The organism is Methanomicrobium sp. W14 (assembly GCF_017875315.1).
In the GTDB taxonomy this organism is placed as follows: Archaea; Halobacteriota; Methanomicrobia; order Methanomicrobiales; family Methanomicrobiaceae; genus Methanomicrobium.
The window spans coordinates 532,982-549,335 of sequence record NZ_JAGGMM010000002.1 but is presented as its reverse complement, the minus strand read 5'-3'; the positions used below and the strand labels follow the sequence as shown (position 1 = coordinate 549,335).

The following is a 16,354-nucleotide window of genomic DNA, read 5'->3' as shown; positions in this document are numbered from 1 at the left end:
CATAATATTGTATCTTATCCGACTAATAACTAAATGCAATGGAAGACTACATCGAAAAGCTAAAAAACGGCAGCATAAAAATTCACGAGCTTGAAAAGGAAATGCCGGCAGAAAAGGCTGTATCGGTCAGGAGGGAGTACATAGAGGAAGAGACCGGATACAAATTCGACAAAGTCGGCAAATTTTCGATAGACGCAGAAAGGGCGGCAAGGAAGAACTGCGAAAATATGATAGGTACAGTTCAGGTCCCGCTCGGCGTTGCAGGAAAAATCAAAGTAAACGGAGAATACGCAAACGGAGAATTCTATATACCCCTTGCAACGACAGAAGGCGCCCTTGTCGCTTCAATAAACAGGGGATGCAAGGCCATTACAAAAGCGGGCGGTGCGGATGTAAGAATACAGCGTGACGGAATGACAAGGGCACCGGTTTTTGCCGCTAAAAGCGTCGTCCATGCAATAGACATTATAAGATGGATAGAGAGCAACAAAGATGAACTGAAGAAAATCGCCGAAGAGACGACTTCTCACGGCAAACTGACTGACATCAAATGCTTTCTTACCGGAACAAACGTGCATGTAAGAATAGAATTCTTTACAGGCGACGCAATGGGGATGAACATGGTTACCATTGCATCCGAAAAGATTGCACAGAAAATAGGGCAGGAAACCGGTGCTGTTTTTATATCCCTCTCCGGAAACATGTGTACCGACAAAAAACCGGCTGCAATAAATCTGATACTTGGAAGAGGAAAAACGGTCGCAGCAGGTGTCTTTCTTACGGATGATATGATAAAAAACATATTCAAGACTGATGCCAGGACCATGGCTGAGGTCAATACCCGCAAAAACCTTGTCGGTTCAGCACGTTCGGGCGCACTCGGCTTCAACGCCCAAGCTGCAAACGTTATAGCTGCTATGTTTATTGCGTGCGGGCAGGACCCTGCACACGTGGTTGAAGGGTCAAATGCAATAACCACAGTCGACCAGACGGACGGAGGTGTATATGTTTCCGTCACGCTCCCGTCCCTTCAGGTCGGAACAGTAGGCGGAGGGAGCGGACTTGACACACAAAAAGAATGCCTTGAAATGCTGGGCTGCCACGGCGGCGGGGAAGAGCCGGGCAACAATTCCAGGAAATTTGCCGAAATCGTTGCATCAGCAGTTCTTGCAGGCGAACTTTCTCTTATAGGCGCACTGGGCGCAGGACATCTTGCAAGGGCGCACAAACAGCTTGGAAGGTAAACTCCTGCCTTTTTTTAAAATACTATTTTTATCCAGGATTTTTTCAGGTTATGTCTGCACTTGTCCTGATTTCAACAGGGCGTTTTGTCAGATTATTTCAAAAAGCATATATATAATAATACTAAAATTCATATTTGTATTACCGGGAGCTAAAAAAACAGAAATGTACCCGGATAATGCAACAGTATCACCAAAAAGAACAGCCAGTGATGTCTGCCGATGCCGTAAAATATCCGGAAATGATCCTAAACCCTTACCTGCACATGTAAGATGAACCGTATTTGAACGATGCCGGAAAAACATTTGAAATACCTGAATTTCGGGCTTAAATTTATTTTCACACAAAGCAGACCAAATCCACATAAAAAAAGGCCTCAATAAAAATTCCGGGTACCGGCAGAAAGCAGACGTTCTGTTTTTTCATAATGATTTACTAAATTTTTACTCTTTTGAGGTTCTTCAAAAAACGCGGTGAAAATCCTGTACGCATATTCTAAATGATACAGAAAATACAAAACCACAATCATAATCAATGGGGGCCCTATTTCAAATACGGTTATCAGGTTATATAATGGACATTTTCAGGGAGACCACAGAAGAGAGCAAAATCAGGTGGGAAGCAAATGCAGACTTCCGGGATTTCAAAATGGGCGATGATTCAAACTCTTTCCAACGAAATATAGTAAGACCTCATACCGAAAGAGATGCTTGACGCAGAAAAAAAGGCGACCTTATTCTGGATGTAGCCTGTGGAAACGAAAATTTTTCCCTGTGCCTTGCAAAGAAGGGTGCTGAAATAGTCGCTTTTGATTATTCTGACAAAATTTTCCCAAACGCAAAGAAAAGACGTATGAAGCATTCTGAAAATATTCTTTGATGCAGGATTTGTCATGACCGGATTTTACGAAGAAAACGACGATGAAATGGAATTCCCGGCAATAATTATAGCAGGACTACAAAAAACTGAATCCGCCTGACAGCAATTCATTTATTCAAACCACTTCATCATAAGAATTGCATCTTCACCGTCGCTGTAGTAGTTGCCTACAAGAAACACCTGCGAATAACCCATTTTCTGGTAAAACCTCCGGGCTTCCTGATTCGAAACACGCACCTCGAGCTGGACACCGGCTGCACCTATCACCAGACATTCATACTCTATTCTCTGCAACAGTCTTCCGCCAAGGCCAAGTTTTCTGAACTGCGGCAGGACTGCGATATTCATGATATGACCGTAGACCGCTTCAGAAGTGTCCTCCACACCTGCCGTGACAAATCCTGCAATTTTTTCTTCTGCTTCGGCAACAAAAAATGTTGATGAGGAATAGAATAGTGCATCTACAAAGGCCGATTCGTCCCAGGGGTCTTTAAAAGAGCTGGTTTCTATTGAAACAATCTGCCGGAGGTCTCCTCTTTTTGCCCTTCTTATTGAAATATTTTTTTCATCCATCTGATTACCGGATAAAGTCGCACCTGAATTAAGGTGCAGTCATTTTATTTTTATTTTAATGATATAGTTTTGTTCTATTTTCTGTATTAAATGCACCCAGATAACAGATAAAACCAGAGGTCAGGCCATTTAACCTGCACAAATAAACGAGGAACGGTTTACCCCACCGCTGAAAACTATAAAGAGAAATATACATGATAAAAATTCTTACGTCAAAGTGAAACAATAGAATAATGTTTCACAAACTCTTAATTTGTACCCCGCAGATAAACCTGAATGCCACCGGCGCTTCAATCCAATGGAATTTCTGTGCACAATGCATAAAAACAGAAAATAAAATAAGCCTGCCTTTAAACGGTAATTAAGGTATAAACCCTAATAGGCAATAACTTACTCTGGCATAATTCAGACAAATAATTTAAAACAAGGAGGACTTTTCCGTTATGGTGAAAATATTCAGCTTCCCCGCAATAAGACCTGTTCCAAAAAAAGCTGCTGATATCGCATCAGCTCCGTACGATGTCGTAAGTACCGAAGAGGCGCGTGAATGCATTGAAAAGAACCCTGACAGCTTTATGAAAGTCATAAGGTCTGATGCAATGATGCAGGACCTGGACCCGAAAGACTCGCAGGTCTACGCGACAGCAAAAAGAAACCTTGAAGAGATGATCAAAGGCGGACTTTTAAAGCGGGATGATAAACCTGGAATTTATGTCTACAGAATAGAACAGGACAAAAGCATATACACCGGATTTGTCGCCGATGTATCGGTAAAGGATTACGAGGAGAACAGAATCAAAAGGCACGAACTTACCCGCTATGAAAAGGAGGAGGACAGGACAATGCACATTGATACTACAAATGCAAACACAGGTCTTGTTGTTCTGCTCTACCGCGACCCCGGTGAAATCACCTCTTACGTAGAATCACTTATAACCAATAAAAACCCGGACGGCATTGCAAAAAGCGAATCGGGTGCATTACATAAAGTGTTCAGGATATCTGACGATGAACCGGTAAAAAAACTGGTCTCTATGTTTGAGGACGTAGGTGCACTTTATATTGCCGACGGTCATCACCGTGCCAAATCATCGGTAAACGTTGCACAGAAAAGAAGAGCAGAGGGAAGGGTTACAGAAGAGGCCGGGAGGTTCATGGCTGTTATCTTTGCGGAAAGCAGTGTAAAGATATACGGGTATTCGCGTCTCGTAACGGATCTGAAGGATTATAACCCTGAGACTTTTTTGAATAAACTCTCGGAGGTCTTTGAAATAAACTCCTGCAAAAAAGTTGACGGCAGTTTATCCCAGATACCTCCGCATAAAAAAACAGACAAACCCCTTCACGTATTCCACATGTACATGGGCGGAAAATGGTATGAACTTTCGGCGCCGGTAGAAAATCCTGATGACATAATAGCATCTCTGGATGTTTCGGTCCTCCAGAAAAAAGTTATGGAGGACATACTCGGGATAACCGACCCGAGAGGTGACCAGCGTCTTCAGTATCTCGGCGGTTCAAAACCTGTTCACGAACTTGAAGAAAGCGTTGATTCGGGAATGTTTAAGGCGGCCTTTTCAATGCAGCCCGTTAAAGTTAAGACTGTCCTAAAAGTTGCGGATAATGGTGAAATCATGCCTCCGAAATCAACATGGTTTGAACCAAAACTCCTCTCGGGGCTTGTCATTCATACCCTGGATTAACACATTTTTCGATAAACAGGCCACATAATTATTTATTTCTAGTTTTAAAGCAAATGGAGCGATAAAAATAATTTTTTATACACAGTTCTAATTAGCAACTGTTATATTTTACTCATATGATATAATTAAACATCCAAGATAAACCCGTTAACCGCTACCCACATGGATCGTGATTCTGTTGAAAAGGGCATTAACGTTCATACTGGCTGCTTTTATGATATGCTTCTGCACTGTGTGTGCATGCGTCAGCCAGAACAGCCAAAACACTACCCAAAACATATCCCTTCTGGGAGACGCTACACTCACGGGTGACCATGGCAGCATAACAGAAACAGGTAACATCTCCCTTAAAGAAGCTCTGGATAAACTGTATTCGTCTGTAAACCCGGATTTTCCGGGAGCAGAAGAAACCGGGTATCATGTAGCCGCAAAAGACAGTGAAATACAGATTGCCAATATAGCAGGTGCAGGTGTAAACAGGTACGGGAACGCAGATTCCTGGATATTCGGTGTAAAATACGGGGAAAACACAACTCTTCTCTACCTCGGCAGTTCAGGCCTTAAGGAAGTGGTCTGGCCCGGTCCGTTTCCCGACAGCGCAATAAGGACGGATGATGTCATGATGCCGTCTGAAATACTGGAAAAACAGGCAGGATACACTGACGAGATGTTTGACAGGTCATATGACGACAGGCTCTACATAATTCTTGAAGACGGAGTATATTATATTACTCCGGAGCAGTCTGATGACATAAAGGGAGTACAAATTGACGCATATACAGGGGAAGTGATCAATTGAAGGCGGTCAGCGATGATTCCGGTATGCTTTCGGTTGACTTTCTTGCAGGCTTTACAATATTTCTGGTCGCCCTGATATTCGTAATCAGCATGATCCCAGGTCTTTTGCTTAATGTAAAGAGTTCTACAGTCGATTATGACGCAGTCTCTTACAGAACATCCGTCATACTTGCAGAAGACCCGGGATGGCCGACAGGTACTCCGTGGGAGCTCAAAGACTCAAAGCACAAGGATGAAATAGAAAGGCTTGGACTTTCCGTATCTTCGCAGACACCAAATATACTTTCGACATACAAGATTAACAAATTCTTCAGCAGTACAACTGAATTCAATTTTACAGAAGACGAATACAGAAGTAAAGCCATATTCGGAGACTTTGGATACCAGTTCAATATATCCCTCCGTGACGGTTCATCATCAACTCTCTGTGCCGGAGAGCCTGTCCCGAAAGGAGGATACGGGTATATGAAGAGACTTGTAAAGATTAAACATTACAGCTCGGCTGACATCCAGGCAGACCTTCTGAATACAACCAAAAATATAAAGTCATCATCGTTTCCAAAGCAAATAGAACAAAAAATCGAGTGCAGGTTCAACTACTCCCTTCTATACGACAAAACCATTTCTGCCGAATACAGGATAGACCCGAAGACGGAGCCTGTGACATTCAGAATTTACAACCTGAGCAAAAGTCTGGAATCTGAATCTGACAACTATACTGTAAACCTTGTAAATGCACGGTTTCTTAAAGACGGTACAAAAATCTCAATGGCTTATGATTCTTTTGACAACAGCTCGTATATATACAAAATAAACGGCGTCCCACGCACTATGAATTATAACGAGACCGCCATTGAAGACAAAAACATTTCGGACATCGGCTTTACGATTCTTCCAAGCCTGATGTTCTCATCCGAAATCACGTCAACAGTATCGGTTGAATTAAACCTTGAATATGAGATCAAGAAAAATTCAACAGTCAAAATGATTGGCGGAAACTTCTCTTATGACTATGATTCACCGTATATGACCAAGCCGTACCTAACAGACGGAGTTATGGAGGTCTGCATATGGTAAAAAGCCTCTCATGTTCAGGACAGCTTTATACTATTGAAGGACTGACGGCAGCCGTGATTATGCTTGTCTCCGCATATGTGGTCCTTGGGACAGGTATGGTCTTAACACCCGGAGACGTCCACATCCCGGACATGCAGCTGGAACAGCTTGGAAATGACGCACTTCTGATGATGGATACGAAAGACACATACACGGAAGGAAACGTTCTTTCTTCAATAATAAGCAATGCAAGCGGAAATTCCGACCCGGACGGGCCGGCCGCATCTGAATTCAATTCCGCCTTTCAGAATTACCTGGATATGAACACAGGAGCAACAGCATTTGTCAATTCTCTCAGGTATAACTCCACAATATACTACTATGACCAGACAACAAAAACAGTGAAGGCTGTACCTTTTGCGCACAGCAGTGAAGGCGATAACCCGGGCAGAAGTCCTGCTATCCGCTGCGGCAGATACGTGACCGCCGACTGGAAGGGTAAGGAGACAGTTTTGAAGCTGGAGGTTTTACTGTGGAGAGACTAGACGACGACGGACAGTGGATTGTCCTGATGGGATTTATCATAAGCGTCGGAATATTCTTCCTCGCAATAATCATAAACCAGTCCGTGATGGTCGGACAGACGACATCGGAAGGTGTACTTGAATTTCCAAAATCAGAGATTCAGGACATTAGAGCTGAAATTCTCTACCTCGCTGAAAACGGCGGGGATACAACCGAAAACATGACAGTCCTTCAGAATCTTGCAATGAACAGGGAAGACACTGTTTTATGGTATAATATAACAGAAAACAGGTACTCTGACTCATACTATACATATACCGAAGCAGTAATCCACTACAATAACGGGGTGACATCATACGACGAAACATACCTTCTTCCAAAAAAGGAATAACGACGAAGCCGTAAGCACGATTGTAGAGTACATTCTCATAACCTCAGTACTTGTTGTCATGCTGACCGTCGTCATGATAGTAACAAACACCTCACTTATTGAAAACCCGTCAAACACCCTGAAATACCACTCATTTGTCGATATAGGAAACGGAGTAAGTGCAAGGATAGTCGACATATACGTCATCGCCCCCGAGACAGGAAGAATTTCAACTAAATTTGACCTGCCGGATGACGTTGCCGGAAAAGATTATTGGGTAAAAATGGACCCTTACCTGGCCGGTGCGTCCCAGACAATCATCATAACCGACGGCAGTATCAGGAGCAGAATTTCCATCGCCGGAATCGGGGCGACAAGAGGGGTTACAGGAAACACCACAGGCTCCGGCATAAACAGAATTACATACGACTCGGGAGGAGTATGATGGCAGGAACAGAATTTCAAAGAACTGACAGTGAAAGCGGAGTATCTGAAGCAATAGGATTTCTGATAATGTTTTCAATCGTGGTTACCGGGATTGCGATGGTAACTCTGTACGCGTATCCGCTCCTTTTGCAGTCGCAGATAAACTCTGACGAGAGGACAATGGAGCAGACCATGATCTCTTTGCAGAACGAGATGAAGATACTGACCTACAGTAACGTTCCCTACAGGGACCTTGCAGTACGCGTCTCAGGGGGTTTTCTTGACGCCTTTGATTCCTCAAAATCCAAAGACAGCTTCATGTTTGATTATCCCGACTCCTCCGGCAACTCACAGAGTTATACGTTCAGCCCCGGTTACCTAAGATACACTTCGGGTGAGGGTGACGCAGTATATACTATAGAGAACGGTGCAGTCCTCTCACGCCAGAAATTCCAGGAAGGATCGGTTATGGTTGCAGAACCGAGGTGGTATTACGACGAATCCGCAGGCACGCTTGTAATACTCCTCACAAAAATATCGGCTGACAGGGACTATTCACTAAGCGGCATAGGAAACGTCCGTATGAGTATGCTCAGTGAGCCCGTCACCGTTACTGACGAGAGTTACAATACAGGTCCAGTACCGGTATATCTTACTTACAGTCCTGACAGTTCAGACGACCTCTCGGCGGCATGGAAAAACTACCTTACCGGGGACTCATTTTCAGGCGGGAATTTCGGGGACTACGGTTCGAACACCTATAATTTTACAGGAGTAAAAAGGCTTGTAATAAAAGAATACAACATAAAAATAGAAGATCTGTAAAAGAAAAATGTAATATTAATATTTCAGAATAACTTTTTTTCAACAAAAATTAAAAAATAAAAAAACGGAATCAAATTCACAGATAATTATTTCTCATCAGCCACTCGACCTGCGGCTTTGTGTATCTGTATATAATATCACACTTTTCGTCCTGGAAGGACCACGGAACTACTATAAGAACATCACCTTCACGGATCCATACCCTTTTCTTAATTTTTCCCTTGATGCGACCCACGCGGGTTACACCATCATAGCTTCTCACCCTGATATGATTTGCCCCCAGCATTAAGTCCGCTGTTGCAAACTGCTCCTTGTTCCGTTTATTTGGGAGACGTACACGTACTATTACGTCCCCCCCTGCTCCAGGTCCTCTTTTTTTCTTATTATCTACCAGAAATTCCAACTCCGATTTTATACATATTAGCGCTTATTAAATATATCAATTCTTATCAGGGTATATTTTGATACTGACATTTTTCATTTTTCTGCTCTTCTTAAATATTTTAATTCATGAAAATCACGAAAACTGCGAAAAACAATTTTAACGGATAGGTATTCTGATTTTTAAATATATACGCCCGGAATCAATATTTAGTATATATTAATCAGTAACAAATTATATTAGAGAGGTAACTTCAAAGTATAGACATACCCTTTCTATATAAGCATTTAAAATGCCTACAACAATAAATATAATCGTAAACAGTTCAAAATAATCAACCCGGATAAGGCAACCAAAATCAGGAAGTCTGTTGAAAAATGAAAGAAATATACCTGACACCTAAAACAGAGGACTTGAATCGCCCTGAAAAACATGATAAAATTGAACACGGTGTCTGGATACATCTTTCATCTCCCGACCAGTCAGAACTTCAGGAGGTGTCCCTGTCTACCGGTCTTCCCGTAGAATATCTCAAGGCAGCCCTTGATGAAGAGGAAAGGCCAAGGACAGAATTTGAAAACGGCAATACCCTGATAATTATTGATACTCCTGAAAAAACCGGTGACGGCGATGTTCTTCTTTACGACACCCTGCCTCTCGGAATAGTCATAAACGAAAAATTCATAGTGACAGTGTGTCTTAAAAACAACTCAGTTCTCGACGAATTCAGGGAAGGGAAAATCCCGAATTGTTTTACATATAAAAGAACCAGGTTCCTTTTGCAGCTGCTTTATAAAAATGCCCAGTACTTCCTGAAATACCTGAGAATTATAGACAGGGAAACAGACCAGGTTGAAGAGCTCCTGCACAAATCAATGAAAAACCAGGAGTTAATTGAGCTTTTAGACCTTGAAAAAAGTCTTGTTTATTTCTCAACGTCGCTGAAGGCAAATGAGGTCGTACTTGAAAAAATCCTTAAATTCCGTCCAATAAGGATGTATGAGGACGATACAGACCTTCTGGAAGACGTAATTATAGAGAACAAACAGGCTATTGAGATGGCTAATATCTATTCAAACATACTTTCCGGAATGATGGACGCATTTGCATCCATCATCAACAACAATATGAACCAGATAATGAAAATTCTGGCGTCAGTAACGATTATACTCTCAATTCCAACAATGATCTCCAGTTTTTTCGGTATGAACGTCCCTCTTCCGTTTCAGAGCAGTCCTAATATGACCATGCTCCTGTTCATTTTGTCCCTTCTTATATCAGTGTCACTTGGGATAATCATGTGGAAAAAAGAGTTTATTTAAAAAATAAAAGACGGGTTTATTATGGTTTTACAGGAGGTTTAACTGAAATGGCTTTAAAACCTTTTTTTATTTTTTTTAAATACATCTGCGGCGGCGACCTCTTCCTGATCTCCCTCCGCAGAAGCCCTGACCACATCCGTAAGGAACTCCACCGCGGCCCGCCCCGTATACTACATTATCCGGGTTTTCAATAGGAGAAGTCTCCGGAATCCCGGTCTCCTCACCGGACTCACTTATTTTTTCCGTCAAATCTCTGCTACACTGACCGAGTCTTCTTCCGGTCATCCTGCCACAGCCCCTTGGGCCGGTTCTGTCAAATCCTGGCATTTTTATCTCTCCCCGGCAGGCTGAAGATTTGCGGAACGTGATATTTCCTCTTTCAGATCAATAGGTGTTCTTCACCCTGCCTGTAGTATATTATTACTCATATGTGCAAAATAAAACTATCGGTCAGATAAAAAATCTCTTAATCTTCGTTTCCGGGTACAATCTCAAGCCTTTTTCCGTTGACAAGTGCATCAGCAATTTTTTTCCGGCCATTATGCAGGTCCCTCCAGAGTGTACGCCGTGATACACCCATGATTTCAGCAGCCGCCTCCTGGTCATTATCCAGGAGGTCTACAAGTCTTACAGCCTCCATCTCTTCAGGAAGAAGAAACACAGTTTCTCTGCCGGAAAATTCCTCATTTTCGTAAGGTGCAAAACATCCCCTTCTGCATGCGCCGTTCATTATTCTTTTTGCTCTTGGCCTTCCCCTTCCCCTCCTGCACCTGCCTTCACCGCAGTTTCCGTTTGTCTCTTCAGTCATGGTATCACAAATATTTCAAAGGTTTCAAAGAATTTTAATCCTGCCAAAAATCCGCTGCTTCTGCATTTTAACAGTGCCAAAGCTTATGTTTTATTAATAATATTTTCATGTTTTAAAAAAGCATCCCCCAGGAGTATAAACCGCCCCCCCGTTTAGTTTATAGCATTAAAAGGATGATAATTTATCCGGCAGACTGGAATGATAATAGAACTCGGCCCTTTGAACTACGCTATAGGAGTAATAGGAATTGCTGTTTTTGCAGTTACCGGAGTCCTCGCCGGGGCAAAAAGAGGCATGGATATATTTGGCATAGCCATAATAGCTCTTGTGACCGCTCTCGGCGGAGGTACTTTAAGGGACGTGATAATCGATACTCCGGTATTCTGGATACAACACTTTGAATATGTCTGGATTGCGGTGGCTGCAGCGATTGCTGCATTTTTTCTCGAGGACTATTTCTGGAAAACACATAAACCGCTGCTGCATCTTGATGCACTCGGAGTATCCCTTTTCAACGTCCAGGCGATAGACAAAACGCTTACCCTTGGATTCAGCCCAGGCGTTGCTGTAATTATGGGTGTAGTTACAGGTATCTCAGGCGGTATTATGAGAGACATCTTAACCGACAGACCTAATCTTGTCTTAAAGCAGGAGCTTTATGCAACGCCTATCCTGATAGGAGGAGTAATGTACGTCTGTATGCTCTACCTGCTGCCAGCCCTTAAGACTGTAAGCGCTATTACTGCAATTCTGGTAGTTTTCATTATCCGTGTCGCAGCAATCAGGTGGAACCTAAGGTACCCGAAATGGCTGCTTTTTGCCGGAAAAGAAAGCAATTTAAAACAGGACCATAATCACCAAAAATAAATTTTTGAGAGCATCATTTTGCTTTTATTAAATTTGACTTTATTAAAAAGAATATTCTAAAGAGAATATTTTGGTTTCAGACTGAATTTGCTATTGTTTAATTCTATTGCTTGATATGGTATTTTTCATCAAGGTACTCCTCAAATTTCACGAGGGCGTCCTTCATGTCCGCCCTCCCGAACCCTATCCTGAAATGGGTATTTGAAAAGCCGTACACGGTTGAAGGAAGGAGAAGAACCCCGGCCTTTTTCATCACGTCCATGCAGAAGGAATCGGCATTCTCACCGGTCTTAATCCTGACAAAACCTATTGATGAGGCCTTTGGCCTTACCCAGCCAAGAATATCCCTGTATTTCAAAAAGAATCCGTCAAGGAGTTTCAGGTTTCCGCGGATAATTTCAAGATTTCTTTCAATCAGCTTTTCACTGTTTTTAACTGCAATCTCAGAGAGAAATTCCGATGGCGCACTCTGGCATATTGACGTGTAATTTTTGAACCCTGCAATGCCCTCCATCAGTTCACTGTCCTTTGACGCAATCCAGCCGACCCTGAGTCCGGCAAGCCCGTACGCCTTTGACATGACCCCAAGGGACACTCCCTTTGAGTACGAATCGGCGACGGCGGGAAGACGGTCGGAAATACTGTATTCAATGCCGCGGTACACCTCATCCGAAAACAGGTACAACGAATGTTCAGATGCTATTTTTACTATATCCTCCAAATCATCCTTTGAGAAATTGTAACCTGTTGGGTTGTGCGGTGTATTCAGTATAACTGCTGCCGTATTCTCGCGTATAAGTGACCTGAGGACACTTAGATCCGGCTTCCAATCGTCCTCCTCACGCATTTCCCAGAAAGTCACCGAGCACCCTATCGACTTCGCTATCTCATAAAGCGACTGGTAGCCGGGGTGCATTACGATTATATTGTCTCCCGGGCTTAACGCGGCATTCATGAAGACGAATATCCCTTCTTCGGCACCTGAAAAAGTAATAATCTCATCAGGGGTTATGGAAGTGTAAACCGACGAGATTGCTCTTCTAAGGGAAGGGGAGCCTTTTGTCTCCGTATACCCAAGCCATACGTCCAAATATGATTCAAAAGGCTCTTTGCAAAATTCAAGAAGCTCTTTTGCCGACATTGACTGGCAGTCTGAAGTGCACAGAAGATAAGGTGCACAAAACTCATACTTTTCAAGATACTTCTCAAGCTGAAAATCGTCAATTTTCATATCATTTTCATATCTGTACTCAAAACATATACTTTTTTACGCTTAAAAATATTGACATTCAGTAAATACCTCCTGTTTTACCGGATTTAGAAGTAGAATTTTCAAAAGTTCGGGTCTGTTTTAGAAGAGATGTCATGTCGTTTCACAGAAAACTGACAAAAATTTAAAAATGCGCTGGATAGAAGGGGATTTTTTTATATCAGAATTCCAGCATTCTTAAAATACGTTTATCCGTTTACCCGAGGCGGTGCGCAAGCTTTTCGATACCCACCCTTTCAAGATGAGAACACAGACGCTCATGCCCAGTGCACTCATCGTCAATATAATCGATTACTTTCCCTGCAAAATCAGTTATATCGCCCTCTGAAATTTCGTTTTCATAAAGAATGCCGGACTTTATCTCCCTCCCGGCGCGTCCGCCGATATATACATGCAGACCTTTTTTTCCGGGGGTGATGTTTCCTTTTTTGCAGGCACGGACGCAGTCTCCGCATGAGACACACAATGAATAGTCTATCGAAATTCCGTCTTTGGGATCATTCAGGGATATCGCATCCTCCTTGCATACGGATATGCACAGACCGCAACCGTCGCAGCTTTGGGAAGTCAGGACTTCAGGCGTTAAAAACGCAACAAACCCGAGATCGTTAAGCTGCGCACGCCCGCAGTTGTTGGGGCATCCAGAGATTGCAGCCTTGAACTTTACCGGAAGTTTTCTGCCTCCGAATTTCTCCTCAATCTTAAGTGCAGCTTCTCTGCTGTTTATTATCCCGTGGGGACAAAAAGCCGCTTTGCACGCAAATACCGCCCTTACAGAAGCGCCTGTCCCGCCTATAACAAGCCCTCCCGCTTCAAGTTCAGATACTGCATCATTCAGTTTATCAAACGGCACATATGGAATCTCAACATTAAGCCTTGATGTAAAACATACTTCTCCACGCCCGTATTTACCGGAAACCGAGGATATCAATGCCAGCTCTTTTGAATTAAGGTTACCTGCCGGGGCACGTATTCTTATTGTCCGGAATTTTTTGTCCTGCTCCTTTAAAATGCCAAAGCGGTTTTCCTTTCCCATACGGAGTATATTGACTTTGAGGAATAAATATGATAACCATGGGTGCAAACTGCCCGCCTGCGGTAAACGCTGCCCAAAAATTATCAGGGCAGAACGCCAAAACAATAAACGACGATGAATTACTCCTTTGCAGAAAGGATGAACACACAAAAGGAGTCCTTTCTGAACAGACTTTTTGATGTCTCAAACGACCCTGAAATAATCTCTTTTGCAGGTGGTCTTCCGGATAAAAATCTTCTTGACGTCAAAGGCATAGAAAATGCGGCGCAGGACGTTTTTGAAAATGAAGGAAGAGAAGCGCTTCAGTATACGACGACTACCGGGTATCTTCCTCTAAGAGAATATATTGCCGAAAGATACAAAAAAAGGCTTGGAATCCCTGCGTGCGCAGACGAGATAAGAATTGTGAACGGCTCGCAGCAATGTCTTGACCTTACAGCCAAAATTTTTCTTGACAAAGGCGATTTCGTAGGCATAGAAAAACCAGGTTATCTCGGCGCAATAGAGGCTTTTTCAATGTACCAGCCGTCATTTAAAGGCGTTGAAATGGACGGGGAAGGCATTTCCGCTAACGGTTTCAGGGAGCTTTTTGAAAAAGAAAAACCCAAATTCTTCTATGGCATACCGAATTTCCAGAACCCGTCAGGCAGGTCTTATTCAACGGAAAGAAGAAGAGAAATTGCTGAAATTCTCACTGAAACAAAAGGAATTTTTTACGAGGACGACGCCTTCGGTGAACTCTCATTTGACAACAGGCCGATTCCCCCGGTAAAGAAATTTGCATACGACAATACAATAATGAGCGGATCTTTTTCGAAAATTATCGCTCCCGGGATGAGAATGGGATGGATTTACGCACCATGCGAAATTATCAAAAAATTTGACTGCGCAAAGCAGGCCGCGGATCTTCATTCAAATTTTTTATGCCAGAAAATAATGCACCATTACCTTGGAAAAGCTGACATTGACAACCATATAAAAAAGATTAATTCAATATACAAAAGAAAATGCAGGCTTATGTGCGACCTCTGCGATGACATTTTGCCTGGGGATGTAATAAGAACCGACCCGAAAGGCGGGATGTTCATGCTCCTGACCCTTCCGAAAGGCATAAACTCCCTGAAGCTATTTGACAGGGGTCTTGAGAAAAAAGTTTCTGTTCTTCCGGGAATTCCTTTTTACACAGGAAAAGGCGGAGAAGACAACGTAAGGCTAAACTTTTCGTCCCCGTCCGAAGACGAGATTGCTGAAGGAATGAAAAGGCTTAAAGCGGCTATAGACGATTTTTAATTTTTTTGACCCCTGAACAGATTCCAGTCTCAGTTTATTACTTTTTTTTACTTATAATAGTCAAAAAAACGCAAATGACAACTTTTTTCTATATAATTCCCCGGTCCATTTCCTGACTGCCTGTTTTATCTTATGCCCCCCGTGACCACAGGATTAAAATATTGTCAGCACAAGTCTAAATCATAAATCCCGGGGGGATACTGATTATGAAAGTACTGATTGTATATGCTCATCCCGAGCCTGAATCACTTAACGGGACCCTTAAAGACTTCGCCGTGGAGGTTCTCAAAAAAGAGGGACACTCTGTAAAAGTATCCGACCTCTACGCAATGCATTTTAAGGCCGCACTTGACGGGGAAGATTTTCCGGACAGGACTGACAAAGAAAAACTTGTAATCCCGAAGGAGCAGATGAATGCATATGAAAAAGGCACCTTCAGTCCTGACATCGCAGAGGAGATTGAGAAGGTAAAATGGGCGGATACCATAATCTTTCAGTTCCCGATATGGTGGAGCAGCTGCCCGGCAATTCTTAAAGGGTGGTTTGACAGGGTTTTTGCACAGGGATTTGTAGTAGACCTGGGTAAAGGACGCCTCTTTGATAAGGGTTTTCTGGCAGGAAAAAAGGCACTGATTTCCGTAACCGTCGGCTCGCCGAAGGAGCTGTACACAAAATACGGAATCAACGGTGACCTGGAGGTCCACCTTATGACCTTATGGCATTCCACACTTGAGTTTACCGGAATAGAAAATTATGACATATTCTACATATTCAGTGCATCATCAATGGACGACAAAAGAGTAAAATCAGAGCTTGAAAGATTTGAAAAAGTGCTTAAAAATCTAAAATAACAATTCAAAAACGAAGATTCCAATTTTTTTAACTTCCTCACCAGTGCTCAGGGTGCAAAAATCAGAAAATACCGGATTTTCGTTTATTTCTTATCCCCGAATGTACTATAGGCATGCGTCTGCACAAAGCC

At 42.7% G+C, this 16,354-nt stretch carries 21 protein-coding genes; 15 read left to right on the top strand and 6 right to left on the bottom strand.

What is annotated here, in order from left to right; translation table 11 throughout:
- Positions 1 to 38 precede the first annotated feature (38 nt).
- The 3 genes from hmgA to J2128_RS13025 all read left to right on the top strand — a co-directional run bounded on the left by hmgA (position 39) and on the right by J2128_RS13025 (position 2,121).
- On the top strand, positions 39 to 1,244 hold the full coding sequence (gene hmgA / locus J2128_RS08505) for a hydroxymethylglutaryl-CoA reductase (NADPH) (protein ID WP_209690694.1): 1,206 nt from the start codon (positions 39 to 41) through the stop codon (positions 1,242 to 1,244).
- Positions 1,245 to 1,815: 571 nt separating this feature from the next.
- Complete coding sequence (locus tag J2128_RS08500; RefSeq protein WP_209690693.1) at positions 1,816 to 1,956, top strand: hypothetical protein; 141 nt, start codon at positions 1,816 to 1,818, stop codon at positions 1,954 to 1,956.
- Positions 1,957 to 1,977: 21 nt separating this feature from the next.
- The gene (locus J2128_RS13025; protein ID WP_209690889.1) at positions 1,978 to 2,121 is read left to right on the top strand and encodes a methyltransferase domain-containing protein; all 144 of its coding nucleotides are present in this window, start codon (positions 1,978 to 1,980) and stop codon (positions 2,119 to 2,121) included.
- A 111-nt stretch (positions 2,122 to 2,232) separates the two neighbouring features.
- Here the strand turns inward: J2128_RS13025 and rimI are convergent, their stop codons facing one another.
- Positions 2,233 to 2,694: a ribosomal protein S18-alanine N-acetyltransferase gene (gene rimI, locus J2128_RS08490; RefSeq protein ID WP_209690692.1), complete on the bottom strand. Its 462-nt coding sequence runs from the start codon at positions 2,692 to 2,694 to the stop codon at positions 2,233 to 2,235.
- Between the two features lie 443 nt (positions 2,695 to 3,137).
- On the opposite strand from rimI, the gene J2128_RS08485 reads away from it, so the two are divergent.
- The 7 genes from J2128_RS08485 (at position 3,138) to J2128_RS08455 (ending at position 8,397) form a co-directional block, all read left to right on the top strand.
- Positions 3,138 to 4,397 carry a DUF1015 domain-containing protein gene (locus J2128_RS08485; RefSeq protein ID WP_209690691.1) on the top strand — a complete coding sequence of 420 codons (1,260 nt, stop codon included), beginning with the start codon at positions 3,138 to 3,140 and terminating at the stop codon, positions 4,395 to 4,397.
- Positions 4,398 to 4,575: 178 nt separating this feature from the next.
- The gene (locus tag J2128_RS08480; protein WP_209690690.1) at positions 4,576 to 5,196 is read left to right on the top strand and encodes a hypothetical protein; all 621 of its coding nucleotides are present in this window, start codon (positions 4,576 to 4,578) and stop codon (positions 5,194 to 5,196) included.
- A complete protein-coding gene (locus tag J2128_RS08475; RefSeq protein ID WP_209690689.1) occupies positions 5,193 to 6,272 on the top strand; it encodes a hypothetical protein in 1,080 nt (359 codons plus the stop codon). Before J2128_RS08480 ends, J2128_RS08475 begins: the two co-directional genes overlap by 4 nt.
- Positions 6,266 to 6,796 (top strand): hypothetical protein, encoded by a 531-nt coding sequence (locus J2128_RS08470; RefSeq protein WP_209690688.1) that lies wholly within the window; start codon positions 6,266 to 6,268, stop codon positions 6,794 to 6,796. The genes J2128_RS08475 and J2128_RS08470 overlap by 7 nt, the downstream gene beginning before the upstream one ends.
- Positions 6,784 to 7,167, top strand: coding sequence for a hypothetical protein (locus J2128_RS08465; protein ID WP_209690687.1), 384 nt, complete (start codon positions 6,784 to 6,786; stop codon positions 7,165 to 7,167). The genes J2128_RS08470 and J2128_RS08465 overlap by 13 nt, the downstream gene beginning before the upstream one ends.
- A gap of 58 nt (positions 7,168 to 7,225) precedes the next feature.
- A complete protein-coding gene (locus tag J2128_RS08460; protein ID WP_245323496.1) occupies positions 7,226 to 7,591 on the top strand; it encodes a hypothetical protein in 366 nt (121 codons plus the stop codon).
- Positions 7,588 to 8,397: a hypothetical protein gene (locus J2128_RS08455; RefSeq protein WP_209690686.1), complete on the top strand. Its 810-nt coding sequence runs from the start codon at positions 7,588 to 7,590 to the stop codon at positions 8,395 to 8,397. Before J2128_RS08460 ends, J2128_RS08455 begins: the two co-directional genes overlap by 4 nt.
- Positions 8,398 to 8,473: 76 nt before the next feature.
- Here the strand turns inward: J2128_RS08455 and eif1A are convergent, their stop codons facing one another.
- On the bottom strand, positions 8,474 to 8,791 hold the full coding sequence (gene eif1A / locus J2128_RS08450; RefSeq protein WP_209690886.1) for a translation initiation factor eIF-1A: 318 nt from the start codon (positions 8,789 to 8,791) through the stop codon (positions 8,474 to 8,476).
- A 365-nt stretch (positions 8,792 to 9,156) separates the two neighbouring features.
- On the opposite strand from eif1A, the gene J2128_RS08445 reads away from it, so the two are divergent.
- Positions 9,157 to 10,101, top strand: a complete 945-nt coding sequence (locus J2128_RS08445) for a magnesium transporter CorA family protein (RefSeq protein WP_209690685.1) — start codon at positions 9,157 to 9,159, stop codon at positions 10,099 to 10,101.
- A gap of 75 nt (positions 10,102 to 10,176) precedes the next feature.
- On the opposite strand, the gene J2128_RS08440 is transcribed toward J2128_RS08445, so the two are convergent.
- Together J2128_RS08440 and J2128_RS08435 are read right to left on the bottom strand one after the other, a co-directional pair.
- Positions 10,177 to 10,428 (bottom strand): DUF5320 domain-containing protein, encoded by a 252-nt coding sequence (locus J2128_RS08440; protein WP_209690684.1) that lies wholly within the window; start codon positions 10,426 to 10,428, stop codon positions 10,177 to 10,179.
- A 139-nt stretch (positions 10,429 to 10,567) separates the two neighbouring features.
- Positions 10,568 to 10,909, bottom strand: a complete 342-nt coding sequence (locus J2128_RS08435; RefSeq protein WP_209690683.1) for a DUF134 domain-containing protein — start codon at positions 10,907 to 10,909, stop codon at positions 10,568 to 10,570.
- A gap of 198 nt (positions 10,910 to 11,107) precedes the next feature.
- On the opposite strand from J2128_RS08435, the gene J2128_RS08430 reads away from it, so the two are divergent.
- Positions 11,108 to 11,776: a trimeric intracellular cation channel family protein gene (locus J2128_RS08430; RefSeq protein WP_245323493.1), complete on the top strand. Its 669-nt coding sequence runs from the start codon at positions 11,108 to 11,110 to the stop codon at positions 11,774 to 11,776.
- Between the two features lie 103 nt (positions 11,777 to 11,879).
- Here J2128_RS08430 and J2128_RS08425 read toward each other — a convergent pair whose 3' ends face one another.
- Positions 11,880 to 13,007, bottom strand: a complete 1,128-nt coding sequence (locus tag J2128_RS08425) for an aminotransferase class I/II-fold pyridoxal phosphate-dependent enzyme (protein ID WP_209690682.1) — start codon at positions 13,005 to 13,007, stop codon at positions 11,880 to 11,882.
- Between the two features lie 235 nt (positions 13,008 to 13,242).
- Positions 13,243 to 14,082, bottom strand: a complete 840-nt coding sequence (locus J2128_RS08420; RefSeq protein ID WP_209690681.1) for a 4Fe-4S dicluster domain-containing protein — start codon at positions 14,080 to 14,082, stop codon at positions 13,243 to 13,245.
- A gap of 29 nt (positions 14,083 to 14,111) precedes the next feature.
- On the opposite strand from J2128_RS08420, the gene J2128_RS08415 reads away from it, so the two are divergent.
- From J2128_RS08415 to J2128_RS08405, 3 genes are all read left to right on the top strand, one after another.
- Complete coding sequence (locus J2128_RS08415; RefSeq protein WP_209690680.1) at positions 14,112 to 14,261, top strand: hypothetical protein; 150 nt, start codon at positions 14,112 to 14,114, stop codon at positions 14,259 to 14,261.
- Positions 14,221 to 15,372, top strand: a complete 1,152-nt coding sequence (locus tag J2128_RS08410) for a PLP-dependent aminotransferase family protein (RefSeq protein WP_245323490.1) — start codon at positions 14,221 to 14,223, stop codon at positions 15,370 to 15,372. Before J2128_RS08415 ends, J2128_RS08410 begins: the two co-directional genes overlap by 41 nt.
- Positions 15,373 to 15,578: 206 nt before the next feature.
- Entirely contained in the window at positions 15,579 to 16,223 is a 645-nt protein-coding gene (locus J2128_RS08405) for an NAD(P)H-dependent oxidoreductase (protein WP_209690678.1), read from the top strand.
- The last annotated feature ends 131 nt before the right edge of the window (positions 16,224 to 16,354 follow it).

What these genes read in the sequence shown, in the direction of transcription:
- J2128_RS08435 (WP_209690683.1), bottom strand. Translation starts at nt 10,909, where the DNA reads ATGACTGAAGAGACAAACGGAAACTGCGGTGAAGGCAGGTGCAGGAGG.
- J2128_RS08455 (WP_209690686.1), top strand. Translation starts at nt 7,588, where the DNA reads ATGATGGCAGGAACAGAATTTCAAAGAACTGACAGTGAAAGCGGAGTA.
- J2128_RS08440 (WP_209690684.1), bottom strand. Translation starts at nt 10,428, where the DNA reads ATGCCAGGATTTGACAGAACCGGCCCAAGGGGCTGTGGCAGGATGACC.
- J2128_RS08425 (WP_209690682.1), bottom strand. Translation starts at nt 13,007, where the DNA reads ATGAAAATTGACGATTTTCAGCTTGAGAAGTATCTTGAAAAGTATGAG.
- J2128_RS08460 (WP_245323496.1), top strand. Translation starts at nt 7,226, where the DNA reads ATGCTGACCGTCGTCATGATAGTAACAAACACCTCACTTATTGAAAAC.
- J2128_RS08420 (WP_209690681.1), bottom strand. Translation starts at nt 14,082, where the DNA reads ATGGGAAAGGAAAACCGCTTTGGCATTTTAAAGGAGCAGGACAAAAAA.
- J2128_RS08430 (WP_245323493.1), top strand. Translation starts at nt 11,108, where the DNA reads ATGATAATAGAACTCGGCCCTTTGAACTACGCTATAGGAGTAATAGGA.
- hmgA (WP_209690694.1), top strand. Translation starts at nt 39, where the DNA reads ATGGAAGACTACATCGAAAAGCTAAAAAACGGCAGCATAAAAATTCAC.
- J2128_RS08445 (WP_209690685.1), top strand. Translation starts at nt 9,157, where the DNA reads ATGAAAGAAATATACCTGACACCTAAAACAGAGGACTTGAATCGCCCT.
- J2128_RS08500 (WP_209690693.1), top strand. Translation starts at nt 1,816, where the DNA reads ATGGACATTTTCAGGGAGACCACAGAAGAGAGCAAAATCAGGTGGGAA.
- J2128_RS08415 (WP_209690680.1), top strand. Translation starts at nt 14,112, where the DNA reads ATGATAACCATGGGTGCAAACTGCCCGCCTGCGGTAAACGCTGCCCAA.
- J2128_RS08405 (WP_209690678.1), top strand. Translation starts at nt 15,579, where the DNA reads ATGAAAGTACTGATTGTATATGCTCATCCCGAGCCTGAATCACTTAAC.
- rimI (WP_209690692.1), bottom strand. Translation starts at nt 2,694, where the DNA reads ATGGATGAAAAAAATATTTCAATAAGAAGGGCAAAAAGAGGAGACCTC.
- J2128_RS08470 (WP_209690688.1), top strand. Translation starts at nt 6,266, where the DNA reads ATGGTAAAAAGCCTCTCATGTTCAGGACAGCTTTATACTATTGAAGGA.
- J2128_RS08410 (WP_245323490.1), top strand. Translation starts at nt 14,221, where the DNA reads ATGAACACACAAAAGGAGTCCTTTCTGAACAGACTTTTTGATGTCTCA.
- J2128_RS08485 (WP_209690691.1), top strand. Translation starts at nt 3,138, where the DNA reads ATGGTGAAAATATTCAGCTTCCCCGCAATAAGACCTGTTCCAAAAAAA.